The 26,217-nt window shown below is 62.9% G+C and carries 38 protein-coding genes; 37 read left to right on the plus strand and 1 reads right to left on the minus strand.

Features of this window, described 5'->3' with window-relative positions; genetic code table 11:
- The first annotated feature begins 105 nt into the window (after window positions 1-105).
- From BN2154_RS15955 to BN2154_RS15580, 3 genes are all read left to right on the plus strand, one after another.
- On the plus strand, window positions 106-270 hold the full coding sequence (locus BN2154_RS15955) for a DUF6906 family protein (RefSeq protein WP_195892278.1): 165 nt from the start codon (window positions 106-108) through the stop codon (window positions 268-270).
- Window positions 271-296: 26 nt separating this feature from the next.
- Window positions 297-995, plus strand: a complete 699-nt coding sequence (locus BN2154_RS00590) for a hypothetical protein (protein WP_050616946.1) — start codon at window positions 297-299, stop codon at window positions 993-995.
- 87 nt (window positions 996-1,082) lie between these two features.
- Window positions 1,083-1,889, plus strand: coding sequence for a hypothetical protein (locus BN2154_RS15580; RefSeq protein WP_050616947.1), 807 nt, complete (start codon window positions 1,083-1,085; stop codon window positions 1,887-1,889).
- A gap of 160 nt (window positions 1,890-2,049) precedes the next feature.
- Here the strand turns inward: BN2154_RS15580 and BN2154_RS00600 are convergent, their stop codons facing one another.
- On the minus strand, window positions 2,050-2,601 hold the full coding sequence (locus tag BN2154_RS00600; RefSeq protein ID WP_154666603.1) for a hypothetical protein: 552 nt from the start codon (window positions 2,599-2,601) through the stop codon (window positions 2,050-2,052).
- 80 nt (window positions 2,602-2,681) lie between these two features.
- Here BN2154_RS00600 and BN2154_RS16520 point away from each other — a divergent pair, with 80 nt between their 5' ends.
- The 34 genes from BN2154_RS16520 (at window position 2,682) to BN2154_RS00760 (ending at window position 26,199) form a co-directional block, all read left to right on the plus strand.
- Window positions 2,682-3,104, plus strand: coding sequence for a hypothetical protein (locus BN2154_RS16520; protein WP_368013977.1), 423 nt, complete (start codon window positions 2,682-2,684; stop codon window positions 3,102-3,104).
- Between the two features lie 37 nt (window positions 3,105-3,141).
- Window positions 3,142-3,366 (plus strand): helix-turn-helix domain-containing protein, encoded by a 225-nt coding sequence (locus BN2154_RS00610; RefSeq protein ID WP_050616949.1) that lies wholly within the window; start codon window positions 3,142-3,144, stop codon window positions 3,364-3,366.
- Between the two features lie 84 nt (window positions 3,367-3,450).
- Entirely contained in the window at window positions 3,451-5,448 is a 1,998-nt protein-coding gene (locus BN2154_RS00615; RefSeq protein ID WP_242853655.1) for a transposase domain-containing protein, read from the plus strand.
- A 13-nt stretch (window positions 5,449-5,461) separates the two neighbouring features.
- On the plus strand, window positions 5,462-6,436 hold the full coding sequence (locus tag BN2154_RS00620; RefSeq protein WP_050616950.1) for an AAA family ATPase: 975 nt from the start codon (window positions 5,462-5,464) through the stop codon (window positions 6,434-6,436).
- Between the two features lie 10 nt (window positions 6,437-6,446).
- A complete protein-coding gene (locus BN2154_RS15585) occupies window positions 6,447-6,623 on the plus strand; it encodes a hypothetical protein (protein ID WP_154666604.1) in 177 nt (58 codons plus the stop codon).
- Window positions 6,620-6,904, plus strand: a complete 285-nt coding sequence (locus BN2154_RS00625) for a hypothetical protein (RefSeq protein WP_050616951.1) — start codon at window positions 6,620-6,622, stop codon at window positions 6,902-6,904. The genes BN2154_RS15585 and BN2154_RS00625 overlap by 4 nt, the downstream gene beginning before the upstream one ends.
- Before the next feature lie 6 nt (window positions 6,905-6,910).
- Window positions 6,911-7,438, plus strand: coding sequence for a host-nuclease inhibitor Gam family protein (locus BN2154_RS00630; RefSeq protein WP_050616952.1), 528 nt, complete (start codon window positions 6,911-6,913; stop codon window positions 7,436-7,438).
- Window positions 7,439-7,454: 16 nt separating this feature from the next.
- Window positions 7,455-7,880, plus strand: a complete 426-nt coding sequence (locus BN2154_RS00635) for a regulatory protein GemA (protein ID WP_050616953.1) — start codon at window positions 7,455-7,457, stop codon at window positions 7,878-7,880.
- The gene (locus BN2154_RS00640) at window positions 7,870-8,280 is read left to right on the plus strand and encodes a hypothetical protein (protein ID WP_050616954.1); all 411 of its coding nucleotides are present in this window, start codon (window positions 7,870-7,872) and stop codon (window positions 8,278-8,280) included. Before BN2154_RS00635 ends, BN2154_RS00640 begins: the two co-directional genes overlap by 11 nt.
- 2 nt (window positions 8,281-8,282) lie before the next feature.
- Window positions 8,283-8,540 carry a hypothetical protein gene (locus BN2154_RS00645; protein WP_050616955.1) on the plus strand — a complete coding sequence of 86 codons (258 nt, stop codon included), beginning with the start codon at window positions 8,283-8,285 and terminating at the stop codon, window positions 8,538-8,540.
- 7 nt (window positions 8,541-8,547) lie between these two features.
- On the plus strand, window positions 8,548-8,931 hold the full coding sequence (locus BN2154_RS00650) for a hypothetical protein (protein WP_050616956.1): 384 nt from the start codon (window positions 8,548-8,550) through the stop codon (window positions 8,929-8,931).
- A gap of 189 nt (window positions 8,932-9,120) precedes the next feature.
- Entirely contained in the window at window positions 9,121-9,270 is a 150-nt protein-coding gene (locus BN2154_RS15590; RefSeq protein ID WP_154666605.1) for a hypothetical protein, read from the plus strand.
- A 13-nt stretch (window positions 9,271-9,283) separates the two neighbouring features.
- A complete protein-coding gene (locus BN2154_RS16400; RefSeq protein WP_278319991.1) occupies window positions 9,284-9,412 on the plus strand; it encodes a hypothetical protein in 129 nt (42 codons plus the stop codon).
- A complete protein-coding gene (locus BN2154_RS00660) occupies window positions 9,405-10,718 on the plus strand; it encodes an N-acetylmuramoyl-L-alanine amidase (RefSeq protein ID WP_050616958.1) in 1,314 nt (437 codons plus the stop codon). The genes BN2154_RS16400 and BN2154_RS00660 overlap by 8 nt, the downstream gene beginning before the upstream one ends.
- 18 nt (window positions 10,719-10,736) lie before the next feature.
- A complete protein-coding gene (locus tag BN2154_RS00665; RefSeq protein ID WP_050616959.1) occupies window positions 10,737-11,057 on the plus strand; it encodes a Mor transcription activator family protein in 321 nt (106 codons plus the stop codon).
- Between the two features lie 52 nt (window positions 11,058-11,109).
- A complete protein-coding gene (locus tag BN2154_RS00670) occupies window positions 11,110-11,667 on the plus strand; it encodes a hypothetical protein (protein ID WP_242853656.1) in 558 nt (185 codons plus the stop codon).
- A 12-nt stretch (window positions 11,668-11,679) separates the two neighbouring features.
- Window positions 11,680-12,036, plus strand: a complete 357-nt coding sequence (locus BN2154_RS00675) for a hypothetical protein (protein WP_050616960.1) — start codon at window positions 11,680-11,682, stop codon at window positions 12,034-12,036.
- Window positions 12,037-12,042: 6 nt separating this feature from the next.
- Window positions 12,043-12,366, plus strand: coding sequence for a hypothetical protein (locus BN2154_RS00680; RefSeq protein ID WP_195892280.1), 324 nt, complete (start codon window positions 12,043-12,045; stop codon window positions 12,364-12,366).
- Window positions 12,359-12,976 (plus strand): phage protein Gp27 family protein, encoded by a 618-nt coding sequence (locus BN2154_RS00685; protein WP_094762287.1) that lies wholly within the window; start codon window positions 12,359-12,361, stop codon window positions 12,974-12,976. Before BN2154_RS00680 ends, BN2154_RS00685 begins: the two co-directional genes overlap by 8 nt.
- Window positions 12,966-14,738 (plus strand): phage terminase large subunit, encoded by a 1,773-nt coding sequence (terL, locus tag BN2154_RS00690; RefSeq protein WP_050616961.1) that lies wholly within the window; start codon window positions 12,966-12,968, stop codon window positions 14,736-14,738. Before BN2154_RS00685 ends, terL begins: the two co-directional genes overlap by 11 nt.
- Before the next feature lie 11 nt (window positions 14,739-14,749).
- Window positions 14,750-16,336 carry a DUF935 domain-containing protein gene (locus tag BN2154_RS00695; RefSeq protein ID WP_050616962.1) on the plus strand — a complete coding sequence of 529 codons (1,587 nt, stop codon included), beginning with the start codon at window positions 14,750-14,752 and terminating at the stop codon, window positions 16,334-16,336.
- A 28-nt stretch (window positions 16,337-16,364) separates the two neighbouring features.
- Window positions 16,365-17,036 carry a phage head morphogenesis protein gene (locus BN2154_RS00700; RefSeq protein WP_368013978.1) on the plus strand — a complete coding sequence of 224 codons (672 nt, stop codon included), beginning with the start codon at window positions 16,365-16,367 and terminating at the stop codon, window positions 17,034-17,036.
- Window positions 17,037-17,194: 158 nt separating this feature from the next.
- Entirely contained in the window at window positions 17,195-18,226 is a 1,032-nt protein-coding gene (locus tag BN2154_RS00705; protein ID WP_050616964.1) for a phage protease, read from the plus strand.
- 6 nt (window positions 18,227-18,232) lie between these two features.
- Entirely contained in the window at window positions 18,233-18,670 is a 438-nt protein-coding gene (locus BN2154_RS00710; protein WP_050616965.1) for a hypothetical protein, read from the plus strand.
- A gap of 23 nt (window positions 18,671-18,693) precedes the next feature.
- Window positions 18,694-19,584 (plus strand): Mu-like prophage major head subunit gpT family protein, encoded by an 891-nt coding sequence (locus tag BN2154_RS00715; protein ID WP_050616966.1) that lies wholly within the window; start codon window positions 18,694-18,696, stop codon window positions 19,582-19,584.
- Between the two features lie 23 nt (window positions 19,585-19,607).
- Window positions 19,608-20,060, plus strand: a complete 453-nt coding sequence (locus tag BN2154_RS00720; protein ID WP_050616967.1) for a gp436 family protein — start codon at window positions 19,608-19,610, stop codon at window positions 20,058-20,060.
- A 2-nt stretch (window positions 20,061-20,062) separates the two neighbouring features.
- Complete coding sequence (locus BN2154_RS00725; RefSeq protein WP_050616968.1) at window positions 20,063-20,554, plus strand: phage virion morphogenesis protein; 492 nt, start codon at window positions 20,063-20,065, stop codon at window positions 20,552-20,554.
- Between the two features lie 3 nt (window positions 20,555-20,557).
- Complete coding sequence (locus tag BN2154_RS00730; RefSeq protein ID WP_050616969.1) at window positions 20,558-21,052, plus strand: hypothetical protein; 495 nt, start codon at window positions 20,558-20,560, stop codon at window positions 21,050-21,052.
- A gap of 14 nt (window positions 21,053-21,066) precedes the next feature.
- A complete protein-coding gene (locus BN2154_RS00735) occupies window positions 21,067-21,345 on the plus strand; it encodes a hypothetical protein (RefSeq protein WP_050616970.1) in 279 nt (92 codons plus the stop codon).
- Entirely contained in the window at window positions 21,346-22,785 is a 1,440-nt protein-coding gene (locus BN2154_RS00740) for a DUF2586 domain-containing protein (RefSeq protein ID WP_050616971.1), read from the plus strand.
- Window positions 22,786-22,803: 18 nt separating this feature from the next.
- Entirely contained in the window at window positions 22,804-23,238 is a 435-nt protein-coding gene (locus BN2154_RS00745) for a hypothetical protein (protein ID WP_050616972.1), read from the plus strand.
- Window positions 23,239-23,283: 45 nt separating this feature from the next.
- Complete coding sequence (locus BN2154_RS00750; protein WP_050616973.1) at window positions 23,284-23,640, plus strand: DUF6848 family protein; 357 nt, start codon at window positions 23,284-23,286, stop codon at window positions 23,638-23,640.
- A gap of 17 nt (window positions 23,641-23,657) precedes the next feature.
- Window positions 23,658-23,849 carry a hypothetical protein gene (locus tag BN2154_RS00755; RefSeq protein ID WP_050616974.1) on the plus strand — a complete coding sequence of 64 codons (192 nt, stop codon included), beginning with the start codon at window positions 23,658-23,660 and terminating at the stop codon, window positions 23,847-23,849.
- Between the two features lie 28 nt (window positions 23,850-23,877).
- Window positions 23,878-26,199, plus strand: a complete 2,322-nt coding sequence (locus BN2154_RS00760) for a phage tail tape measure protein (protein ID WP_050616975.1) — start codon at window positions 23,878-23,880, stop codon at window positions 26,197-26,199.
- Window positions 26,200-26,217: the final 18 nt, after the last annotated feature.

Raw genomic sequence — 26,217 nt, forward strand, 5'->3', positions numbered from 1 at the left:
AGCGATGTGTAGGTACACAATTCATTTCTTTTCATAGTACACGGCCCTCGCCGTACCCTTTTACTCTACCACACCTCACGGGAAAATGAAAGAAGGAGGGACACTATGCGGCACGGAAAGAAGCCGACGCGGAAGCAGAAGATCCGGCTGGGGCAGGCAGGGCTTTCGCCGGAGAACTGGCTGGTGGTACGGGAGGCCCCGACGGGGGGGCTGGTCATCCTACACAAGCACACGGACCGGATACGGGTGGTTCCGGCACTGGGACAATAACCCACCAGACAGGAAGGAGCAGCAGCATGAACAACTACCGCATCACTTACGAGCTCGAGGACAAGAGCTTGCAGACGCAGATCGTCGAGCGCAGCGAGGCCGCAGCCCGTAAGGAGTTCAAGGTCCGCGTCAAGGGCAGCACCATCACGGACGTCGAGCTCGTCGCCGAGAACGTCCCCGCCACCAAAGACCAGGAGCGGGACGCCCTGGCGACCATCAAGAAACTCGTCGAGGATCTGGGCCCGCAGTCCTACCTCGCGACCGCGTTCGAGGGATGCTTCCAGGATGCCGAGGACAACATTGAGAACGACTTCGCTTTCAGTATGAAGGCCAGATACGAGGCCGCCGAGGAGAAGCTCCGGGAGCTGGGCGGGGACTACAACGCCGTCAAGACAGACGCCGCCCGCGCACAGGAGCGGCTTGAGGAGCTGGGCCGATTGGTGGAGACCTTGAAGGACGAGAACCGAGCCCTCACCGTGAGACTTGCGAAGCGCACCTTCCCCGAGGAGCTCCGGCGCGATCTCTGGATGATGGCGACGGGCGAGGCCGAGGAGAGCCGGGCTCGGATGGCAAAGGCCGCCCACATGATGGCCCTCTGTGCCGACAATCCGGCTTGTGTGGGCTTCAAGGAGTCAGTCGCCGAGTACCGCAAGGAGGAGAAGCGGGCCAAGGAGATGGAGACCCGGGCCGCCGCTCTGGACGCACTGGAACCCAAAGGCGAATAAGCCGAAACGCCCTTCGGGGCGTCACCCGGGGGAGCCCTCCCCAGGTCTGAAGATGGCAGGGCGCGACGAAAGGAAGGGACAGGAAAAATGAGAAAACTGAAGAAGATCAACGGGTACCTGGTCGTGCGGTTCAACGAGCGCGAGAAGCGGGAGTATGAGACGCTGGGCACTTACGGGGTGATCGACGCAGAGCTGTACACGGGGCACCTGGAGATCGACCGGGACGTGTTCGAGTACGAGGACGCGGACAGCCTGGAGGCGGCCATCGAGCAGGCCCGGGGGCTGGAGAGCGAGCTGGACGTGGAGGAGCCGGAGCGGAAGGTGACGGTGATCACGGAGACGGCGGAGGACGTGTCGGTGGAGGAAGTGGACGCGCAGATGCTGATCGCCGGGTGGGAGCGGACGCTGCGGGGCCTGATCGAAAGCCGGCACCACCCGGAGGTGGACGAGGTGACGGCGACCCACGCGCTGCAGGGGTACAAGGTGGCGCTCACCGATCTGGGCATGCTGCCGGAGGAGGAGTGCTACACCCTGCCGGACGTGTTCCGGCGCTGTGCCGAGCCGGAGGCACGGGAGACCTTTGCCCACCTGGACGGGGGCGGAGCCCCGGCGCGGAACGTGTACGCCCTGGGGCTGGCGCTGGAGGCGGGGTGCCCGGACAACGACTGCGCGTTGTACCGGAACATCTTCCAGATGGCGCGGGAGCTGGACGAGGCCCTGGACACGGCGGACGGGTACCCGGCGCTGGTGCTGCGGGGGGCGCTGCGGAAGGAGTTCCAGGAGCTGCGGCGGATGTACCGGGATAACTACGCGGTGCAGAAGTACCGGGCAGCAAAGAAGGTGCCGCCTGTTGGACAGACGGCTCCAGAGTATCTGCAGGATTCCGGGGAATAGGAGGTGGACCGTGAATTGGATTGGATTTCACCTTGGGTACTGGATCTGTCTCGCAGTCTACGCTGCAGGAATCGGGCTGCACGAAATCTGGAGCGAATGGCCCATCCGGCATTGGGATGATATAAAACTCGGGGTAGCAGCGATCCTAACTTCGATTTTCCTAATTGTCTGCATCGTCGTTGTTATCCACTGCGTTTCCATCGGCGTGATCACAGGGTGAATTGCTGTACTCACCGATGTGTGGTCCGGTTTCCTGGTATAGCTTTAGAGCATGACCGCCGAGCTGCGGCTGATGAATTTTCTTAGCCAGGCCATTGGCCTGTTTCAAAACAGATTCAACAACACAGGCGAACACCTCATCCAAATGGCGGAGCAAGCCAGCATCGAGGGTATCCGCTCGTTTCCCAAACAGGAAATCGCTTAGATGACCGTAGAACACATCAACCCATTCGAGAATGGAGTCATCCATGTAGCGGATGTTCTCTATGATCAGCTTATAGAATTCGACCTGCTTTCTTTCGGGCAATTCGGAAAAATTCAAATTCCACACATCGGCACTGTAGAGGAGTGCAATGAATGGAATATAGAAGTTGTCATATGCCTCTCTCCGCGCAGCCCTTCTGCTTGAAAGCCAGGTTTGAAGCATGTTGATCAAGAATGTGCCAGCCAAGGTAACAACAGCGACCAATAAACCAGGAATCAAAGCGCTCATCATCATCACCCCCCATCCGGGCAGGAAGCCCGAGGACATTATACCGCAGGGGGCGGGAATTGGAAAGGAGCAGGAGAGGCATGGGGCAATATAGGAAAAAGCCCGTGATTGTCGAAGCGTACCAGACAGATACTGCGATCACGATACACACATTAGAAGGAGATTTGAAGGGGGAAAAAGGGGATTGGATCATCACCGGCCTTCGTGGCGAGCAATACCCCTGTAAGCCGGATATCTTCGAAGAAACTTATGAGGCAGTCGAGGCAGTCGCACAGGAGAAATCCTTGGGAGAGCAGATCGCGCTGGATGCGGCGACGTGCCTGGGCTATATCCTCCGCGGAACGACCGCGTTATTCCTGCTGCTGCTGTCCCTGCGGTTCTGGGCCGATGTGCTGCATACCGGGTTACCGGCGGTCATCCTGGCGGCGGTGCTCCTTGCGGTGGCAGCGGCCTGCATCCGGCATATTCTGCACAAAGACGAACCAGCGCGCAAGGCGCACTGAAAAAGTCACGCGAACCATAGAGAAAGGAGGGGCCGAGATGAGGAAGGGGAACAAGCGGCTGACGGCGCTGGGGAAGCTGGTGGTGAAGACGCTGGCGGACCAGGACAAGACGAAGTCGGAGCTGGCGGCGGAGATCGGGACGACACCGGTGTACCTGAGCTACATCCTGCACGGGGTGCGGCCCGGCACGAAGTATATCCCAGCGCTCATCGCGGCCCTTGGGCTGGACCCGGAGGACGTGGAGAAGGCCATCGCAGCCTGACGGCGGAGGGGAGGGACAGAGGTGCCGGAAGTATTTATCCCACTGGCAGAAGCAGCAAATTTTGAAGGTATGGCATATAAAGGTATGGCTTCACGCATCGCCCGCAATCCCAGGCAATACACGACGCAGACCCGCCGCCGCGAAGAGGGCGGGAAGGACGAAGTGCTGATCTCTGTCTCGTCCCTGAGCGCGAAGGGGCGGCGGGCCTGGCGGGCGGCGCAGAAGGTGGAAGGAGGCGAGGCGATCGTGGCGCAGCGGACGGAGGGCAGGCCGTGGTACGTGGACGCGGACCTGAACCGCTACATCGCGGGGCACAAGGCGGCGTACTACGAGGCGGTGGAGCTGGCGGCGCGGGTGCAGGACTTCATCGACTACACCGGCCCGGACCGGACGGGTTACGCGGAGCGGTACGCGCTGGGGCTGGGCGTGAGTCCGCCGACGCTGTACCGGTACATGAAGACGGTGCTGGAGGCGAACGCCTGGGCGCTGAAGCTGGAGCGGGAGGACGGGCAGAGCCGGGACTACTTCCGTGCGCTGGCGCTGTGCCGGAAGCCGCGGGAGAAGGACACGTTCCCGACGCTGACGGCGGAGCAGCAGGCGATCATCGAGAACATCTGGTTTGACCGGAGGTTCTCGCAGAACAAGCCCACGGTGACGCTGCTGTACGCGGCGTTTGAGGCACAGGCGGCGGCGCGTGGGTGGACGGAGTATCCCAGCGTGAAGACGGTGGGGCGGTATGTGAAGTACCTGATGGAGCTGCCGCCGGCGAAGAGCGCGCTGTACCTGTCGGCCCGGGGGGACCGGGCGTGGGAGAACCGGATGCAGGTGAAGGGCAAGCGGGACGCCTCCACGCTGGAGGTGATGGAGTACGTGGTGGCGGACGGTCACACCTTCGACGTGTGGGTGGAATACACGGCCCCCAACGGGAAGAAGAAGGCGATCCGCCCGGTGCTGGTGGCCTGGGAGGATATGCGGACGCGGCGCATCCTGGGCCCGGTGCTGTGCGAGCACTCCAACACCCGGGTGGTCAAGGAGTCGTTCATCAAGATGTGCTACGAGGCGGGGACGGTCCCGAAGCACGTACACATGGACAACGGCAAGGATTTCGCCAACCGGGAGACGCTGGGCCAGGACCGGAATATCCGGGCCATGGAGCAGCGGGCCATGGACGCGGAGCTGAAGGGCTTCTACCTGGCGATGGGTGCCCGGGACTGGTCGCGGTCCCTCCCCTACCACCCGTGGGACAAGCCCATCGAACGGGCCTTCAAAACGTTCTGCCTGCGGCACTCGCGGAAGTTCGCGTCCTACACGGGCACCCTGACAGGCTCCCGCACGGAGGACAAGGTAGAGAAGGACGTGCAGCGGATGCTGGAGCGCGGGGAGCTGCTGACGATGGAGGAGTTCTACGAGACGCTGACACAGTTCCTGAGCGGGTGGTACGACACCCACGAGCACCGGGGCCTGAAGGATGCGGGCGAGCGGTGGACGACGCCCGCCGCGCTGTGGGAGCACGCGCCGCACTATGAGAAGGCCCCGCCCATGCGGGAGTACGCGGCGATGCTGCTGATGAAGCCAGGCCGGGCCAAGGTGAACAGCCAGGGCTTCACCCGGTTCCATACCCTGTATACGGCCCCGGAGCTGGGGTTCTATGTGGGCAAGTGGGTAAACATCCGCTGGGACGCCGGGGACGTGAGCCGGATGTATGTGTACGACGTCAAGAGCGGGGCCAAGATCTGCGAGGCATACGCGGCGGAGCTGCTGGAATTCGGGGACCGGGTGTCGGAGGAAGCGCTGGAGGCCCTGCACCGGCGGAAGAACCGGAACAAGGCGCTGGTCCGGGAATTCCTGGAGGAGCGGCGCATGCCGCCGGAGCTGCGCATGGATGCGGAGGCCGCCGTGGTGGGCAGGCTGGATCTGACCATCCAGGCCGCGCGGCCCCAGAAGGTGGTGAGCCTGCCGATGGACAAGGAGTTCCGAGGCGAGCTGGCGGCAAGCCGGAAGAAGAAGGCCGAAGCCGGGGACGAGTTCCTGGCGGCGAAGGCGGAGAGCGCCCTCACGAAGCTGAGGGCCATGAACGGATAGGAGGACGAACAGCATGGAAGGAACAGCAGTGGAGCGGACCAGCGGCATAGCCGGGGAGCAGAGCCTGGCGGAGCGGGTCAACGCGTACATCCTCACCCAGCACAGCAGCATCCACGCGGTGGCGAAGGAGGTCGGGTACAGCCGGACGTCGGTATCCCGGTATCTGTCCGGGAAGTACGACTCCTGCGCGGCCTCCCTGGAGGAGAAGCTGGCGGAATTCCTGGAGGCCCACACGGGCGAGGCGGTGGAAGTACCCGCCCGGGGAGGGGCGCAGCGGGGCGGCGAGCCGCCGCGGTTTTATGAGAGCCGGGACGCAAAGGCGGTGCTGGGGGTATGCCAGAGCTGCCAGGAGTACATCGGGCTTGGGATCGTGGTGGGGCGGTCCGGGTACGGGAAGACCCACACGCTGAAGGAGTACGCGAAGCTGGCGCGGGTGGCGTACATCGAGTGCGACGACACGATGAGCAGCCGGGACCTGGTGGAAGCCATCGAGAGGAGCCTGGGCCTGCCCAACGGGTACGGGACGATCTGGAAGCGGGTGAACGGCATCCGGGACTTCTTCAACACGAACCGGGGCTATCTGCTGATCATCGACGAGGCGGACAAGCTGGTGAGCAAGTACACCCAAAAGAAGATGGAGATCCTGCGTGCCGTCTTCGACCAGAGCGACGTGGGGCTGGTGATCGCGGGCGAGCCGAAGCTGGAGGTGCAGATCAAGACGTACCTGGAGCGTATGGCGAACCGGGTAGACTTCTATGCCTTGCTTCGGGGCCTGTCGCCGTCGGAGGTGGAAGGGTATCTGAAGGGATTCGACGTGACGCCGGAGGCGCTGGTGGAGCTGAAGGGCCGGGCGTGCAATACGCAGACGGGGTGCTTCCGGCTGCTGGACCGGACGCTGTCCAACGTAAAGCGTATCCTGGCGGACAGCGGGGAGACGCGTGTGACGGTGAAGGTGATCGAGCAGGCGTCGGCCATGATGATGCTGTGAGGCAGCGGGGATGAAGATCGAGATCGGATATACCCGCTCCTCCCGGGCTCAGATCTGCCGGAAATGCGGGAAGGACATCCCTGCCAGGGAGCAGTCGATCAAGTACACCAGGAAGCTGCGCGGACGCATCAGCCTGACGCAAACCTGGTATGTCTGTCTTGCGTGCGAGGAGGGACAACGAAAATGAGAAAACAGCGGCTGATGGGGCTGGTGCTGGTGGGGGTCGCGGCGCTGGTGTGCGTGCTGGCCGGTACCGGCGAGCGCCCGGAGGACCGGGACGGGACGGCGGCGCTGCTTCTGGGCCCGCTTGGAGTGTACATGATGTTTACACGGAGCTATATCCTGTATGACGGCGAGGCATCCGGTGAAACGAGGGGTACGGAGGAGGGGCTGGGCCCCCTCCCCCAGGACTGCCCGGCGCGGCTGCGGAGCCGGCGCAACGCCGGCGCAACGAATGGAAAGGAGTAAGGTATCATGGGAAGAAAACGAGTGATCGAGGCCCCGGCGCTGAAGAGCTGGGAGGACGTGAACGAGGCGCTGCGGCAGATCGCGGAGGCGCAGATCGCCATCGGAGACATCGAGAGCGAAATGCAGAAGCAGGTGCTGGGCGCGCAGAAGGTGGCCGAGCAGGAAAGCAAGCCGTATAAGGACGAGGTGGCCCGTCTGGAGCGGGAGATCAAGGGCTTCGTGACGGAGCACCGGGAGGATATGGGCAAAACGAAGAGTATGACGCTGACCTTCGGGGAGGTGGGATTCCGGCTGTCCACCAGCGTGTCCCTGCCCCGTGCGAAGGAGAAGCTGGAGGAGATCGTCCGGCGGCTGAAGTCCCGGCAGATGACGGACTGCATCGTGGTGGAGGAGAAGGTCAGCAAGGAGGCCCTGAAGAAATACGGGAAGGACACGGTGAACGCGGTGGGCGCGACCTGGAAGCAGGGGGACGTGTTCGGGTATGAGGTGAATATCGCCCGGCTGGAGCAGATCAAGGCGGGCGTCACGGATTAGGAAAGGGGTGGACCGGATGGCGGCGGCACAGAAGAACCGCTATGGGGCCGTGTACGGACTGGCCAAGGGGCTTGGCATGGACCGGGAGAGCCTGCACGAATACATATACCGGGAGACAGGGCGGGCGAGCCTGACGGAGCTGACGGACCCGGAGCTGCGGCGGCTGGTGGTGAGCATGGGCCGGATGAAGGACGGGGGGCAACAGGCCCCGCGCCGGAAGCGGACGGACGCCGGCGGCAACCCGGAGACGGCGGCGCTGCGGCGGAAGCTGTACGCGCTGTGCCGGGAGATGGGCCGGGCGGAGCCGGAGAAGGTGGTAAACGGCCTTGCCCGGCGGATGTTCGGGGTGGAGCGGCAGGAGTGGCTGACGGCGGCGCAGTGCCAGAAGCTGGCGGAGGCGCTGAAGGCCATGGCCCGCCGGGAGGCAGCCCATGAAGCATGAGCCTGTGAGCAGGGGCCTAGAGGACTTCTTGGCGTATCTGCGGGACGCAGAGGAGCGGCACCGCATGGCGGAGGCCAGCCGGGCGGAGGCGGACGCCGCCACCCAGGATCTGCTGCACGCGCTGGAGCTGGGGGAGCACCATGCAAAGGAGCGCTCCCGTCTGGCGCTGAAGCTGCGGGAGGTGCGGCGCACACGCCGCGAAGCCAAGGATACGGCGGAGCAGACGGGACCGGTGGCGGCCTGGGCGGAACAGAACCGCGCCACGGTCAAAGGGCTGGAGCGCCTGCTGGGGGAGCTGCGGAAGCTGGAGCGGAAGACGGAAACCCGGACCTATATCCCCAGGACCCACGTGCTGGAGGAGGCCCAGCGGAAGCCGCAGCCGCACGGGGAGGGCCAGTGAGAATGGGCGGAAGAAAGAACCCCGGGCCCCCGCCGCCGCTCCGGCAAGGCGGGGAAACGCTGTGCTGGCACTGCCGGAACGCGGTGCCGAGCCCGGAGACGGGGGCCGGATGCAGCTGGAGCCGGAAGGAGCACGCGCCGGTGCCCGGCTGGACGGCGGAACGGCGGGACGTGCAGATCCAGAAGGACAGCCGGCGGAGGGTGAACGGAGATCTGGAGAGCTACCGGGTGCTGGCGTGCCCGGAGTTTGAGGAGGGATGAAGCCGGTATGACCGCGAAGCGCAAGCGCATGACCCAGCGGGAGAAGGACCTGCGGGCCAGGACAAAAAAGGAGCTTCAGGAGCAGGGCGTCCTGCCCCCGGACAAGCCCCGTCTGAACCGGAAGAAGTTTGCCCGGGAGACCTGGTTAGAGTTCCAGGCGCTGCTGGGGCGGGACCCCATCCATGCGGAATGGGTATTGCTGCACGCCATTGGGTTCCTGCTGGGCCCAGAGCTGCCGGAGGTGACTGCGGAACGGGTGGGCATCTGCAAGCTGCTGAAGGTGGCGGTGGAGTATGACCGATTCCTGGCGCGGCTGGAGGCGGAGGGGCGGAAGGACTACAGCATCGGCGAGCTGGTGGACGAGGTAGTCATGCCGGTGTGGAAGCTGTAGGAGTATGGGCGTCATCATCGACCTCGCCCTGCACCGGAGGGATTGCCAGAACTGCCGGTGGCACGGGCAAGAGGACCGGGGCTGCCTCCGCCCGGGCGGCTGGAACTGGCTGCCAGGCTACAAGGGGTGCGCGGACTTCGAATGGTCGGAGGCTGCGAGGCGGGCCCTGAAGGAAGAGAGGGAGAAAGAATGCTGACCATCGTAGTGAAAGTAGATGCGCCGGCAGAGGACGCCCAGGGCGTCAAGGAGGACGTCGCCATCCTGCTGGAGCCGCTGGGCGACGTCCGGGTGCTGTCCGTCCGGGCGGAGACGCCGGAGCAATACCGATTTGATCTATAGGAGGTAATCTATCATGGCAAAGACAAGCAGGCAGGCCGCTTCGGCGGCCACCAGCGCACCGGCCCAGGAGCCGGAGATCAATGAAGCGGATGGGGAACCCATCTACCACGATCCGGGCGAGGAGGGCGACGGCGATGAATAAGATCAGGATCTGCCTGGACGCCGGGCACGTGGGAAGCCGGTACAACCAGAGCCCGGTAGTAAAGACGTATTACGAGAGCGCGGCTATGTGGTCCCTGCACCTGAAGCTGAAGACGGCGCTGGAGGCGCTGGGCTTTGAGGTAGTCACCACCCGGGCCAGCATCGACACGAAGATGGACGTGTATGACCGGGGCGCGGCGTCCAAGGGGTGCGACGTATTTCTGTCCCTGCACTCCAACGCCTGCGGGACAGAGAGCGTGGACTACCCGGTGGTGTACCGGGCCTATGACGGGCTGAACGGCTCGGACGTGCTGGCGGGTAAGCTGGCGGCGCGGATCGGCGCGGAGATGGGCACGGCCCAGGCGGGGCGGACGGCCATCCGGAAGAACAGCGCCGGGAACGAATACTACGGCGTGCTGCGCGGGGCCCGGGCGGTGGGCACGCCGCAATACCTGCTGGTGGAGCACAGCTTCCACACCAACGCCCGGGCGGCGCAATGGCTGCTGTCGGACATCCACCTGGCCGGTCTGGCGCTGGCGGAGGCGGAGGTGCTGGCGGAGCACTACGGTTTGAGCGCCGTACCGGAGGGCAAGACGGCCATCCTGGGCATGGCCCAGGCCACGGCCCAGCAGATGGCGCTGTTCTGCCGGAGCAGGAACGCAGCGCCCAAGCTGCCGGCCTGCTCGGTAGAGGAGCTTGCACAAGTGTTTTTGGAGGAGGGTGCGGCTGAGGGCGTGCGCGGCGACGTGGCCTGGGCGCAGAGCCTGAAGGAGACGGGCTTCTTCCGGTACGGGGGCATCGTGCTCCCGGAGCAGAATAACTACGCAGGGATCGGGGCCCTGAACGGAAACGCCCAGGGGCAGGCGGCCACCTTCCCCGATCCACGGATCGGTGTGCGGGCGCAGATCCAGCACCTGAAGGCATATGCCTGCACGGATACGCTGGCCAACGCCTGTGTAGATCCCCGGTTCTCCCTTGTGACGCGGGGGTGCGCTCCGTATGTGGAGTGGCTGGGCGCAGCGGACAACCCCCAGGGCAAGGGCTGGGCCTTCCCCGGCCCGGGCTACGGGGCGAGCATCGTGAAGCTGCTGGAGCAGATCCAGGCCCAGGAGACGCCGCAGAGCCCCGCCCCGTCCCCGGAGCCGGAAGCGCTGGCCGGGTTCCCGGCGTGGCAGCGGGACGGCCTGGCGGCCCTCCAGGCGGCCGGAGTCATCGACAGCCCGGACTACTGGGCGGCGAAGTTCAGCGAGGGCGTCACGGTGGGCGAGCTGTTCGGCATCCTGGGGAAGATGGCCGGAAGAGCATAGGAAAGGAGGCCGGCAGCTTTGGACAAGGCGCAGCTGCAGTGGCTGAACGAGCTCCCCGCGGAACGCTTTCCGGAGCCCTATCAGACCATGGCGCGTGAGATCGGCATACCGGACACGGTGCGGCTGGCGGAGCTGTTCGGCGGGAGCGGCATGTACTTCCCCGAGCTGGACAAGCTGCTGACGGAGCTGCGGAACGCCAACATCCGTGCGGAGTTCGACGGCGGGAACCACAAGGCGCTGGCCCGGAAGTACGGGCTTTCCGAGCGGTGGATCTACGAGATCCTGAAGGCGGAGGGCCTGGACGAAAACCAGCTGGATCTGTTCGCGGGGAACTTTTGAAGTACTTCAATAGAGAATGCAGAGGAAACCGTGTACCCTAAGACTACGAGCTTTGCTCGTAGTCTTATTTTTTGCCACAAGGAGGGGGCGCAGCATGAACATGGAAGCCATCCAGAGCGCCGCGAGCGAGGCGCTGTTGAACGTGGTGCTGGCCGTAATCGCCCTGGCCGGCGCATACGCGGTGTACTACATCCGGCTGGGCGCGTCGAAGCTGAAGGCGCAGACGGTACGAATCGCGGACGAGGCGGGGCGCAAAGCGCTGGAGGACGCGATCTCGGACGTGGAGCGGCTGGCGACGCTGTCTGTGGGGGCGACCGAGCAGACGACGGCGAAGGCGCTGCGGGAAGCGGTGAAGAGCGGAAATGCGAGCCGGGAGGAGCTGGCCGCCCTGGGCAGGCGGGTCTTTGAGGAGGTCAAAGGGTCCATCGCGCCGGAGGCCCAGCGGGTGATCACGGAGAACCTGGGCAGCTTCGACCGGTATCTGACGAACTGCATCGAGGACGCGGTGCTGAAGGTGAAGCAGGCCGGGGCCGGGATGACGGTGCCGGAAGGCGCGATCCTGACCGGCGCAGAGCTGGAGGCCGTGCTGGGCGCAGCGGCGGAGCCTTAAAGGAGGCCGGGCATGGAAGTCACCCAGATCACCGCCGTCATCGGGGCGGCGGCCTCGCTGCTGTGTACCCTCGTCGTGGGCGCACTCACCTTCTTTATCAAGAAGACGCTCACCTCGCTGGAAGAGGCAGACAAGAAGAACGCCGCCCAGATCGCCGAGTCGAAAAAGGAGGCCGCCGCGCAGATCGCGGAAGCAAAGCGGGAGGCCGCCGATAAGATCGCCAAGGTGGATGAGAAACTCAACGACCTGAAGGCGGACCTCCCGTTGGTGTATGTCACCCGGGAGGACTACATCCGGGTGATGAACCGGGTGGAGGACAAGCTGGATCAGATCCTCTACGGAAGCGGAGGGACAAGAAAGGAGGGTTAGGAGCCCATGGCGATCATGGACGAACTGACGGAGCAGGAAGTCAGCAGGAACAAGGCGATCCGGGGCTATATCATCCGGGCCCTGGCAAAGGGCAACCACAACGCGCTGCTCGTCCGGCAGATCACCAACGCCCTGGTGGCGGACGGCCTGATCTATTCCCCGGACATCTCCAAACACCTGGAGTACCTGGAGGAGGCCGGCTACATCACGTTTACGAGCCGCGTGGCCAATGCCTACAACGCCTATCGGAAGGACGCCGTCATCAAGCTCACCCGGAGGGGCGTGGATCTTCTGGAGAGCACGATCGACGACCCAGGCGTCGATGTCTAGGCAGGCGGTCGAGCCGGAGCTCAAGCCGGCAGAGCTCCAGCAGAGCGGCACTACGCGCAGCCGGACACGGGTGAGCAGCAGCATCGACCGCCTTCCGGATGATCTCCGGCTGCAGCTGGACAGCAAGCTCATGGACAACACGAACACCTTCATCGAGCTCTCTGCCTGGCTGAAGGACGAAGGCTATGAGATCAGCAAGTCGGCCATCGGGCGCTATTCCCGGCGCACGAATGCGGCGGCGCAGCGGGTGGCGGAGACCATCCAGAAGACTCAGGCCATCGCGCAGGCCGTGGAGGCACATCCGGAACTGGACTATACCAGGGCGGCCTCCATGGTGCTGATGGACGGCCTGATGCGCCGGGTGAGCACGGCCGAGGACGAGTTTGACGAGATGCCGCTGGACAAGGCTGGGCGGCTCATTGCCTCCCTGTCGCGGAACGCAACGTATGAGAAGCGGGTGCGGCAGGAGATGAAGAAGAAGGCGGAGCTGGCCTTTGAGCAGCTGGAGGCAGAGCTGATGGCGGCGATCAAGCAGCACCCGGAGCTGGCCGGGGAGCTGCACGACGTCCTGGCCCGGGCAAGGGAGAAGGTGGTCGCAGATGGCGATTGACCTCAACGAATATCTTGAGAAGCTGGAAGAGCCGGAAGACCGCGAGTCGGTCGCAAACCGTGAATACCAGCGGCAGCTTTTTCTTGATTATGTTGTCCGTGGCGGCAACTTCCCCGGACAGCGGGCGCAGCTTCTCCGGGACTTCCAGGCCGGGAAAGAGCTGGCCGGGCCGAAGGGGCTACGCCGGAGGCTCGGGGCAATCGACCTTGAATATTTCGGGCGGGCCTACCTCTCCCACTACTTCGTCCGGCCCTCCCCGGCGTTCCACGGAGAACTTGACCGGATATGGAGGGAGGGCGTGATGAAGGGGCTCGACCCCGTCCGGGAGGCCAAGCAGATCAACCGGGCAGACGGCTGCCGCCGTGCGATCGAGGCCCCACGCGGCCACGCCAAGAGCACCAACTTCACTTTCAAGGACGACCTCCATGCTGCCCTCTATGCCTACAAGCATTACATCATTATCCTCTCGGACAGCTCCGAGCAGGCGGAGGGCTTCCTGGCAGACATCAAAACGGAGCTGGAGGAGAATGCGGCGCTGAAGGAGGACTTCGGGGCGCTGGAGGGCAAGGTATGGAAGGCGTCGGTCATCCTGCTTGCCAACGGGGTCAAGATCGAGGCAATCGGCTCCGGCAAGAAGATCCGTGGTCGGCGGCACAAAGAATGGCGTCCCGATCTCATCGTCTGCGACGACCTGGAGAACGACGAGAATGTCAACACCCCGGAGCAGCGGAAGAAGCTGCGGGACTGGTTTTATAAGGCGGTCTCCAAGGCGGGCGACACTTACACGGATATCGTGTATATCGGCACGCTGCTCCACTTTGACGCGCTGCTTGCCAACGTAGCGAAGAACCCGAGCTACAAGTCGGTGCGCTATCAGGGCGTCATCAGCTTCGCCACAAACGGCGAGTTATGGGACGCATGGGAGTCCATCTTCACCGATCTCGCCAACGACAACCGACAGGAGGACGCACTGGAGTTCTTTCAAGCGAACCGCGAGGCGATGCTGGAAGGAACTGAGGTCTTGTGGGAGGAGAAGCTCTCCTACTACGACCTCATGGTCATCCGCATCTCCGAGGGCGAGGCGAGCTTCAACAGCGAAATCCAGAACGATCCCATCGACCCGGAGAACTGCACGTTCCAGGAGGAATGGTTTGACTTCTGGGATGACGAGGGGAAGCAGCAGCCGGATTTCTCGGACCCGAAATTCCTGTTCATCGGGGCCAACGACCCCTCCCTGGGGAAGAACAGGAAGTCGGACACCAGCTCCATCTTTGCGATTGCAAAGGACACCTCCACCGGATACCTGTATGTGGTAATTGCGGACATCGCAAAGCGCAAGCCGGATCAGATCATCGAGGACGCGCTGGAGGCCAGCCGGCGACTGAAGCGGGACTTCAAGCGGCCCTACTACAAGTTCGGCGTGGAGACGGTTCAGTTTCAATACTACTTTGCGGAGATCATGCGGCAGAAGGCCGCAGCGGTCGGAGAGTATCTCCCGATCGAGGAGATCAATTCCACCCAGAACAAGGACGCCCGCATCCAGTCCCTGCAGCCCTTCGTGAAAAACGGCTACATCAAATTTTCAAAGAAGCACAAGACCCTGCTGAAGCAGATGACGGAGTACCCCATGGGGAAGAACGACGACGGACCGGACGGCCTGCAGATGGCGGTAAAGCTGGCGCTGGACGTCAAGGCCGGTACCCGCGTGGACTATAAGAGCGTGCAGAGCCGGGCGATGCGCTTCCGGCGCGGGGCGTATTAGGAGTAAGGACTATGAGCAAATCAAAGAGGAAACGGCAGCAGCCGCAGGCTGTGCGGGCCGCGCCCCTCCCTCGGCCGGACAGCCGGGAGATCGCGGTGGCCCACGTCTCGGACAAATACAGCGAATACCCCAGCAATGGCCTCACCCCCGTCCGGCTGGCGGAGATCTTCCGGGAGGCGGATGCCGGGGACGTGATGCGTCAGATGGAGCTGTTTGAGGAGATGGAGGAGAAGGACCCCCACCTGTTCAGCCAGCTCCAAACCCGGAAGAATGCTGTCACCGGCCTGGACTATGAGGTCATCCCATTCGGGGACGACCCCCGTGACAAGGAGATCGCGGACTTCATCGGGGAGCAGTTGGGGACCATTGAGAGCTTCGAGGATGTGGAGACGGACCTTCTGGACGCGGTGGGCAAGGGCTTTGCCGTCAGCGAGATCATGTGGGGCTATGACGAGGGCCATGTGGTGGTACAGGAGATCCGTTCCCGGCAGCAAAAGCGGTTCTTCTGGGACAGTCTGGACGACACCTTCAAGGTGCGCACGCAGGAACACTCGGAGGGGCTGCTGCTCCCCAGGAACAAGTTCATCGTCCACCGGTACAAAGCCCGCAGCGGCCACCCCTCCCGGGCAGGCGTGCTCCGGGTCACAGCCTGGATGTACCTGTTCAAGAACTATGACCTGAAGGACTGGGTGGCCTTCGCCGAGGTCTACGGACTTCCGCTGCGTCTGGGCAAGTATGCAGCCGGGGCCAGCGAGTCGGACAAGACAGCCCTCATGCAGGCGCTGGTACAGATCGGCGCAGACGCCGCGGGCATCATCCCGGACGGTACCAGCATTGACTTCATCAACACGGAGAAGAGCTCCAGCATCGACCTCTATGAGCGCCTGGCCCGATACTGCGACGAGCAGATCAGCAAGGCGGTTCTGGGCCAGACCCTGACTTCGGACTCCGGGGGTGGCAGCTACGCTCAGAGCAAGACCCACAATGAGGTGCGGCACGATCTGACGGTAGCGGACTGCAAGGCCCTGGCCGCCACCCTGCGGAGGGATCTGATCCGGCCTCTGTGCCTGTATAACTTCGGGGAGGACAAGCGTATCCCCTACCTGCGGTTCGACTGTGAGGAGTCCGAGGATCTGGAGCAGACGGCCAACATCCTCGGGACCCTCATTGAGCGTGTGGGCCTCAAGGTCCCCACCAGCTTCATCTACAAGAAGTTCTCTATCCCGGAACCGGAGGGGGGCGAGGAGATCGCACAGCCCCGCGCCAATGCAGGCGCACCCCCTCTTCCCTTCAAGCAGTCCCCGGAACGAGCGCAGCTCGCGCTGAAGGACCGGCCGGTCCCCGGGACGCAGCAGAGCGTGGACCAGCTCGCGGACGCCGCGCTGAAGCGTGGGGCCGGCAGCTTCCAGAAGGCGTTCGCCCCCGTTCTCAAATTAATTGAGAGCGCGGAAAGCCTGGAGGCGCTGAAGGCGGCCATGGAGGACGACGGGGCCGTGGAGAAGCTGTACCGCGCCATGGACGTCTCCGGGGTGGAGGAGCTGCTCCAGAAGGTCATGCTGTACGCGGATCTGGAGGGGCGGGTGTCCGGGAATGGCTGATGCAGACGCTGTCTTCACCCGAAAGGATATGACTTTCCAGGAGGCCGTGGACTACTTTAAGGAACGCGTACCCGTCACGGCGGAGCAGTTCTACCGCATAGCAGAGCACTACCGCTCTCTGGCCTTTACGGTCTCCGGCTATACCAAGGTCCACATCCTCAAGCGGTTTTACGAAGAGCTGCTCTCGGCGCTGGAGGATGGCGGCACTTTGGGAGAGTTCCGCGCCAACATGAACGGCTTTCTGGAGTCGGAGGGCTACGAAGGCATGACGCCCATCCAGGCCGACCTGATCTTCCGCACCAATGTACAGACGGCCTACAACGCGGGCCACTACGAACAGATGAGCGATCCGGCCGTCAGGCAGCTGCGTCCCTACTGGCAGTATGACGCGGTCAACGACACCCATACCCGGCCGAGCCACCTGGCGATGGACGGTAGGGTCTATCCGGCGGATTCCCCGGTCTGGGACACCTGGTTCCCGCCCAACGGCTTTCGGTGCCGCTGCACGGTGCGCAGCCTGTCCAGACGGCAGGTGGAGCAGCGCGGACTCACGGTGGAGACGGAGGCCCCGCCCATCCTGCCCGATCCGCAGTTTTCGACGAACCCTGCAAAGGTACGCTTTGAGCCCGACCTGAAGGACTACCCCGAGCCGCTGGTCAAGGCGTACCGGGCCCGGGAAAGGGAGGGCGGCGGCGCGTAGCGGGGCGGAAGGCCGGAGACGGCCCTCAGAGCGGCGCAAGGGCCGGGGGTATCCCCCAGGGCCCGGAGCGCCGGAAAAGCCCGTGAAGGTGCGTGCGCACGCGTGCTAACGCGTCTTGAAGCAGTTCAAGGCAAATACAGAAGGAGGCCAAGGTCAAAATGAAGGACTATCTCATCCTCAAGGGCGGCCAGATGGCGGTGGGCGACGGAGTCCCGGAGGTCATCCCTGTCCTCCCGTTGGGCCACGTGGTGAGTTCCAAGGGCGAGTTCGACGTGGACGAGGAGAGCTTTCAGGCAATGAAGGCGCAGATCGCTCAACGCGGGGTGGATCTGGTAGTGGATTACGAGCACCAGACGCTCAAGGGCGTGGAAGCGCCCGCTGCAGGCTGGGTCAAGGAGCTGAAGTTGGAGGGCGGCCAGATCATGGCTGTGGTCCAATGGACGCCCAGGGGGGCGCAGTACCTGGAGAACAAGGAATACCGTTACCTCTCCCCTGTGGTCACAGTCCGAAGGTCGGATGGGAAAGCGACGGGGCTGCACTCCCTGGCGCTGACCAATACACCGGCGATCGAGCATATGACGCCGATCGTCAATTCTGATTTGTTTGAAGGAGGACAACACATCATGGACATCCAGAAACTCGCGGAGCTGCTCGGGCTTGGTACGGACGCCACGGAGGAGCAGATCCTGGAATCGCTCAAGGCTTGCGTTGATGAAAACAAGAGCCTGAAGGCGGGGGCGCAGCCGCCCGCGGACGACAGCGTGGTGGCGAACAAGACGGTGTGCGAGCTGGTGGGCCTCGAGGCCGGCGCACCTGTGGCCGATGTTACCGCCAGGATCATGGAGCTGAAGAGCGGCAAGATCGACGGTGTGGATCTGAAGGCGGAGATCCAGACCCTTAAACAGCAGGCCGCGGCACGTGACGCGGACGCGGCCGTTACCCTGGCGCTGAAGGCCGGGAAGATTGCCCCGGCGCAGAAGGACTGGGCCAGGCAGTATGCGCTGGACAACCCGCAGGGCTTTGCCGCATTTGTGGAGAAGGCCCCGCAGGTGGTGCCCATGGGCGAGCTGCTGGGCGACGGGACCATGGCGCTCAAGGGCGGGACGCTGGACGAGGCGACCATGCTGGTGTGCAAGCAGCTTGGCCTGGACCCGGAAGACGTGAAAAAGTACAACCTGAAGGAGGAGTGATCCACTATGGCAGCACTGACCAGTGCGAGGGATACCATTGAGATCGCCAATGGCGGCAAGACCCTCGCGCTGCCCGTGAAGGGCAGCACCACCATCTACCAGGGTGCCCTCGTGGCCCTGGACGCCAACGGCTACGCGATCCCCGGCAAGAAGGCCGCCGGACTGACGGCAGCCGGCCGGGCGGAGGAGACCGTGGAGAACACCGGCGCGGACGGCGCGGTGCTGATCCGCGTTACCCGCGGCGTGTTCGTGTTCGCCAACACGGCCACTACATCCAACAAGATTACTGCGGCCCACGTCCTCAAGCCCTGCTATATGGAGGATGACCAGACGGTGACGGCCCTGGCGACCGGCGCATCCGTGGCCGGCCTGGTGACCCGGGTAGACGACAGCGGCGTGGCCGTGGAGATCGGCTATGGGCTGACGGTCGCGGCGAGCGGCTAATAAAGTAAGGAGGACGCATCATTATGATTATCAATCCCCAGACCCTGAGAGGGATCTACATGGGCTTCAACACCCTGTTCAACAAGGCATTTGAGGGCGTAACGCTCATGTACACGGAGGTGGCTATGGTCACACCCTCCACCACCGCCGCCGAGACCTACGCCTGGCTGGGCGACATCCCCGGTATGCGGGAGTGGATCGGCGACCGTGAGATCCAGAACCTCACCGCCTCCGGCTATACCATCCGCAACAAGCCTTTCGAGCTCACCTTCGGCGTGGATCGGGACGACGTGGAGGACGACAAGATCGGCCTGTACAACCCCAGCGTGGAGAACCTGGCGCAGGCCGCCGCTGCGCATCCGGACAAGCTGATCTTTGAGCTGCTGAAGAACGGCTTCTCCGAGCTGTGCTACGACGGCAAGGCGTTTTTCGCGGCGGACCACCAGGTGGGCGGCAAGAGCTTCAGCAACAAGGGAACTGCAAAGCTAACGCTGGACGCCTATGTAGCGGCCCGCACCGCTATGATGTCCATGACCAACAGCAAGGGTGAACCCCTGGGCCTGGTGCCCGACAAGCTGGTGGTGCCGCCCGCCCTGGAGAAGAACGCCCGGGATATCCTGGTGGCCGACTACATCAACGGCACCCGAAACACCATGCAGGGCACCGCCAAGCCCGTGGTCGTCCCCCGCCTGGCGGGCAAGGATTCCGCCTGGTACCTGCTGTGCACCACCCGGCCCATCAAGCCCCTCATCTACCAGCAACGCAAGAAAGCCAAGTTCGTCTCTCTGACCAGTGAGAACGACGCCAACGTCTTCATGAAAAAGCAGTTCCTGTACGGTGTGGACTGCCGCGGCAATGCGGGCTTCGGCTTCTGGCAGATGGCCTACGGCAGCGACGGCAGCGCCGATTCCTGAGTCGTGAGAAGGGAGAGATCCGCGTGAGCTACAGTACCAGGCTTGAGGTCCGGGAGATGATCAAGGACGACGCCCTCAATAGCGTCATCGGGGACACCTTCCATGAAGAAGAGGAGCGCGAGGCGCTGATCGGACCCATCATCGAAGAGGCAATCGCGGATGCGGACGGCGAGATCGACGGGTACCTCGCCAAGCGGTACTCCGTCCCTCTCAGCCGTCCCCCAAAGGTCATCAACAAGCTCTCCAAGGATATCGCCATCTTTAACCTGTACTCCCGCTTCGGCATCGACGAGGAGAGCGCCCAGAAGATATACCTCACCCGCTACAACTCTGTCATCAAGTTCCTTACACTGGTGGCGGAGGGGAAGGTCTCCATCGGGACAGAGTCTGACGATCCGGCCAGTGCAGCGGCTGCCGGATTCACCGTGAAGTCGAATCCCAGGCTGTTCAGCCGGGACCAGATGAAGGGGATGTGAGCATGTACAGCATCCGGCTCGAAGGCGATACCCAGGCGCTGCTGCGCAAGCTCCGCAGTTTCTCGGAACTGGATAGGAAAAAGATCAACGCGGCGCTGGGCGCAGGCGTCAGAGAATCTACCCTGGAGCGGTTCAAGCGCAGCCAGGGGCCGGACGGCCGGCGGTGGCGCAGCTCCATCCGGGCGGCCGCGGGCGGCGGCAAGACGCTGATCGACTCCGCCCGCCTCCGCAACTCCATCCGGGTCCACTCGGACGCCTCCGGCTTTGCCGTAGGCACCAACGTCAAGTATGCGGCGACACACCAGTTCGGCGAACCGGGGCGCACGATCCGTGCCAACCGAAAGAAAGCCCTGCGCTTTCAAGTGGATGGCAGGTGGATCAGCAAAAAGCAGGTGCACATCACGATCCCGGCCCGGCCCTTCCTGGGACTCTCCGACGAGGATATGCAGGAGATTAAGGCCACAACAGAAGAGTTCATTCAAAAGGAGACCTGATCCATGCTCTACAGTGCATGCAAACAATACCTCCTCGCCAAGCTCAAGGGCACAGGGCTCAAGTCCAACCCCTACACCACACAGAAGGCCCTGACAAAAAGCCTGGAATCGCACGTGGGCGCGGTTCTGTTCTATTCGGAGACCTACTCCCGAAACGGCTCCAAAAAACGATTTATAGGCCAGGAGGGAGCGAAACACAAACGGAGGAAGGTCTTCGACCGCACCCTGTCCTTTACCGTGACCATAGGCGATTACACCGATGAAGCCGTGGAGGTCCTGTTTGAGACATTCATTGCGAGCTTGGATGCTGGGATCTATGTGGATGGGAACTTTGTGCCCATCGAGGTAGAGGAAGCGGACTGGGTGGACAGTGACGACTCGCTGCTCAAGGCCAAGGTGGCCGTCCAGGTGAAGATCAATTTCCAGGGCGGCGTCTACAGGGACACCGGCTTTGCGCCCGTCTCCGAGGTGGATATCTCCAGCGTAGAACGACAATAGAAGGGAGCCAGAACATGGCGATGAAAAACAAAGCGCCGGAGGCCACCACCCAGACGGTGGCTCCGGCAGCAGTGGCGGAGCACGGGACAAGCCCGGAGCTGCTCACCATTGAAACACTCCGCACGCGGAGCAGGACGCCGGCGGCAGTCTTTGCGGGCGTATGCGCCGCCCGGGGCTGGAAGCCGGGCCGGACGATGACCGGGCAGGAATACGCCGAAGCGGTCGCTGGCTTTACCGGGGCCGCGATGGACGGGCGTACTGGCCCCAGGAAAGAAAGAGAGGCGAAGGTCTAAATGCTTCGAGATGTAAGACACACTATATCGGACGGCCTGCTGGGCTTTGCTACCTCGACAGGCGACGGCCTGCATGTGAAGATCGGCGTCTCTCCGATCACCGCAGACACACCCATCGTCATCACGGGAAGCATGACCGCAGCCAGGATCAAGGAGGCGCTGGGCCTGTCCCCTCTGGCGGATGCCGCCATGACCAGCGTTCAGTTCGGTGCGAACCGGCTGTTCTGCATCCCGGTTTCCGCCAGCACGCCTGGAAGCACCGGCGAGGTGACACACCAAGGCAGCGGCGGCGGCAGCCTGACCGTAGAGGGGTCGCCCACCAACGCCTTTTCCTTCATCGTGAAGATCACCGGCCAGGGCGGGCTCAATACCGCGGCCTTCGCGGTTTCCATTGACGGCGGCTTCAGCTATACCGATGAGATCACCGTGCCCGTATCGGGTGCTTATGAGATCACCGGCACCGGCCTGACCCTCAAGTTTGCGGAGGCGGCGGAGGCGGAGCAAAAGCCCAGTTCCTTCCTGGCAGGGGATACCTATACCTTCCAGACCGTCGCCCCCACGATGACCAACGGGGACGTCCTGGCCGCCATTGAGAAGCTCAGGAACTTCAATCAGGAGTTCGAGTTCGTCCATATCGTAGGCGGAAGCGCTCTGGCGCTCTGGCAGGCGGTGAGTACCGCCCAGAAGGAGCTTATGGATATCTACCACAAGCCGGCCTTCTTCCTCCTGGAGGCCGTATATCCGGAGGACAGCGGCGACCTGACCAATTGGGCCCTGAAGATGGAAGCGGACCGAAAAAAGATCCGCAGCACGGACCTACAGGTGGTGGCGGGCTGGGGCCGGCTGGTCATGCTGGACGGCAAGACCCAGATTGTAAACCTGGCCGCACTGGTCTCCGGCCTGTACGCCAAGGCGTCTGTCCAGACTTCCATCGGAAAGACACGCACCGAGGCGGGCTTCGCCATTGAGAAAACGCAGCTTCAGGAGCTGCTCCCCGCCGCCATGGACAACTCCATCATTGAGCTGCTGGATGTGGCGGGCTACCTGACCTTCCGGGAGTATGACGGCCTGGACTACTTCTATGTCTATCACGCCAAGATGATGTGCCCGGACGGTAGCGACTACCGCTACGCGGAGGATGTACGTCCCAGGAACAAGATCATCCGGGAGACCCGCAAGGAGGGCCTGCTCCTCCTGGGCGACGACATCGACCTGGAAGACGTGCAGGGTGAGCTGGAGGCCAAGGCTAAATTCCTGGCTATCCCGCTGGACCGTATGGTGGACAATCAGGAGATCAGCGCCTATGAGATCACCGTCCCCGAGGGACAGGAGCAGACCATCCTGGAGGACGAGACTATGCACGTCACGATCCGCTACCAGTCCCGGGGCTATATCCGGGAGATCGAGGTAGACCTGGGCCGCGCACCGGCCACGACATAAGGGAAGGAGGACGAGACCATGCTCAAAGTAAACGGCAAGAACTATGACTGGGGCGACGTGGACGTCAAATTCCCCGGCCTGGTGCTGGTGGTCCAGGAGATCAGCTACGACGATGAGCAGGATATGGAGGAGAGCTACGGCAGAGGCTACAAGCCTCGCGGCTTCGGCAAGGGCAACTATAAGGCGTCGGGCAAGCTGTCCATGCTCCGGGATGACTACGAGGACCTGCTGGCCTTCTGCAAAGCCCGGGGTGTCAGCTTCTATGATCTGGAGCTGCCCTCTATCGTAGTATCCTATGCCGACAACGGCAAGGCGATCTCCACCGATGAGTTGAAGAAGGTCCGCCCTATCAAGCGTACTCACAAGGCGGCCCAGGGCGACAAGTCCCTGAGCGTGGACGTGGACCTGATGATCGTCGGCGGCATCATTACCAACGGCGTGCAGGCGGTTTAAGGCCCGCGCCGGGGACAAGATTTTTGAGAAAAAGGAGTGCGCACCATGGAAGCTGAGAAGAAGGCTGCGGAGGTCTCCCGTGAGGAGACACTCAAGGCCCAGTATGGAGGCAAGGTCTACCGTGTGGGCCTTACGATCCCCGTAGATGATGAGGAGGAAAAGGAGTTTTCCTATTACTTCAAGCGCCCCTCTGTTGCCAGCTATGACCGCTACGTCAAGAGCGCGTCCCAGATCGGGATCACGAAGGCGAGCAAGGTGTTCATGCTGGATGCCGTCATTGACGAGGATAAGGAGCGGCTGACGGGCGATATGGAGGAATATCCCGGCGTCGCCATCAGCATCGGCAATAAGCTCACGGAAATTCTGGGCCTCACCAATACGGCAAATTTGAAGAAGCTCTAAGGGAGCGGGTCGCGGGGGTGCGGGAAAGCGGAATCGGCTCCGGCCTGCTGGAGATCTACCGTTTCCTCCCCCCGCCTCTCTTAGAGGGGTTTGACCCTGAGACTGCCGGACTCGACGAGTTCCTGGACTGCCTGGCGCAGGCCAGGCTTATCCAGGAGCTGGAGGTGAATATCGTCGCGCAGGCGATCGTCAAGGTATTTACCGAGTGACGGCAGCCGCCCCCAGGAGGTGAAGCACATGAGCTTAGAGTCCGTATTCAAGCTGTCGCTTGTGATGAACATGATCGACAACCTCAGCGGGCCCATGGCCGGCATCGCCTCCAAGGTGGGGGCGGACGTCACCAGGCTGGATTCCCTGAGCCAGGCATTTGGCTCCGCGGCCAAGGCCGGCGCGGTCATGCAGGAAATGGGCACGCAGATCGCCGGCGCGGCCCTCGCTCCGGTGGAGGCAACCTTCGAGACCCGCCGGGCCATCGGCGAGCTGGCCTCCCTGGGTGTGCGGGATCTGGGCGCTGTAGAGAACGCCGCACGCAGCTTCTCCGATCAGTGGGCGGGGACGACGAAGGCTGACTTCATCAGCGCGGCCTATGACATCAAAAGCGGCATCGCATCCCTCTCCGATGAGGGAGTAGCCGAGTTTACCAGCCTGGCTGCCCTGACGGCAAAGGCGACTAAGTCCACGGCGGGAGAGATGACGTCCCTCTTTGCCACGGGCTACGGCATTTACAAAAGTTACTATGATGATCTTTCCGACCTGGAGTTTGGAGAGATCTTCTCGGCGGGTATCGCTGAGAGCGTCCGTGCCTTCAAGACCTCGGGTTCCGGTATGGCCCAGGCGATCCAGACATTGGGTGCATCGGCCACCACGGCACAGGTCCCCCTGGAGGAGCAGCTCTCCGTGCTGGGCATGCTCCAGGCCACCATGGGCGGCAGCGAGGCGGGCACCAAGTACAAAGCCTTCCTCCGGTCTGCCGCCAAGGGCGGCGAGGCGCTGGGCTTATCCTTCCTCGACGCCAACAACCAGCTCCTGAGTATGCCGGAGATCCTGGATATCCTCCGGGGCAAGTTCGGTGAGACCATGGACGCGGCTGAGAAAATGGAGCTGCAAAAAGCCTTCGGAGACACCGAGGCAGTCGCCCTCATCGATCTGATGTACAGCAAGGTCGGCGACCTGGAAAGCAACATTCTCAGCCTCTACGATGCAATGGGCCAGGGTACCGGCGTCACCCAGAAGATGGCCTCCGCCATCCAGGAGACCGAGCCGGAGCGCTATGAGCGCCTCCGGCAGCAGATCCATAACGTCACCGAGTCCATCGGCAACAGCCTGCTCCCCACCATCAACGACGCCATGGCAAAGGGCAGTGAGGTACTGACGAAGGCAGGGACTTGGATCGAGAACAACCAGGAGCTGGTCCGGGCGATCATGCTGGTGGTGCTGACCCTCGGCGGATTCCTGGCCATAGGCGGTTCGGCCATCGCCGTGATCAGCGGCATCGGGTTAGTCTTCACAAAAGCAGCGGGACTCGGCAAAGGATTCATTGGAGCAATCAAGAATATCCCGGATACTTTAGACACGATACGGCTATATGGGATGTTTGCGGGTGACGCAATAAAAGCCGGCTTTACCAAGATACGCTCGGCGGGCAGCGTAGCAGTCGCCGCCTTGAAGAACGTCGGGCGTGGTATCGCGTCAATGGCAAAGCAAGCGATCACAGCAGCGGCGACAGCGCTCAAACCCCTTATTGCTTCTGTGTGGAGCTTTACGGCAGCGCTTCTGGCAAACCCCGTGACCTGGATCGTGATCGGGATCGTGGCCCTGATCGCAGCCCTGGTGCTGCTCTACAACAAGTGCGAGTGGTTCCGCGACGGCGTCAACGCCGTCCTCGGCTTCCTGAAAGAGAAGCTGCTGGCGATCCCGGGCGCTGTCGTGCAACTCTTCCAGAGTATCGTAACCGGCATTACAACCAAAATCACGGCAGCCAGGGAGGCCGTCTCCAACGGGATCAAGGGTGTAAAAGAGATCATTACCGGCGCGGTCTCCTGGTTTTTTGAATCGGGCAAGAAGATCGTCACCACCTTTGCCAACGGCATCAAATCGGCGTTCACCGGCGCGGTGGATACGGTCAAAGGCGGGCTGCAGAAGATCCGCAACCTGCTCCCCTTCTCGGACGCAAAGGAAGGCCCATTGTCCACGCTGACCCTCTCCGGACAGCGCACCATGACCACCTACGCCCACGGCCTGAAGCTGGCGCAGGACGCGCCCGCAGAGGCGGCCGAGCAGGGCTTGAAGCTGACCAGGGCCAGGCTGGAACGCGAGCCGGTCCGAAAGATCCCGCTGGGTACCACGGGCAGCGGCAAGGACGGCGGCGAGGAGAGCGCCGGAAGCGGCGGCTCCGCCAAGCAGGTCATCATCCAGAAGGTCATCATCCCCACCGACCTCAAGACTATCAAAGACCTGCGGCAGCTCCTGGAGATCCTCAAGGAACTGGAGAGCTATTCGGAGGCCAACGAGGATGCGGAGGACGACGGCGATCCGGACGCAGCACTGCAACCCGCATAAAGGAGGGAGGACGGCCCC

The sequence above is a fragment of the Intestinimonas massiliensis (ex Afouda et al. 2020) genome (genome assembly GCF_001244995.1).
GTDB classification, from domain to species: Bacteria; Bacillota; Clostridia; order Oscillospirales; family Oscillospiraceae; genus Intestinimonas; species Intestinimonas massiliensis.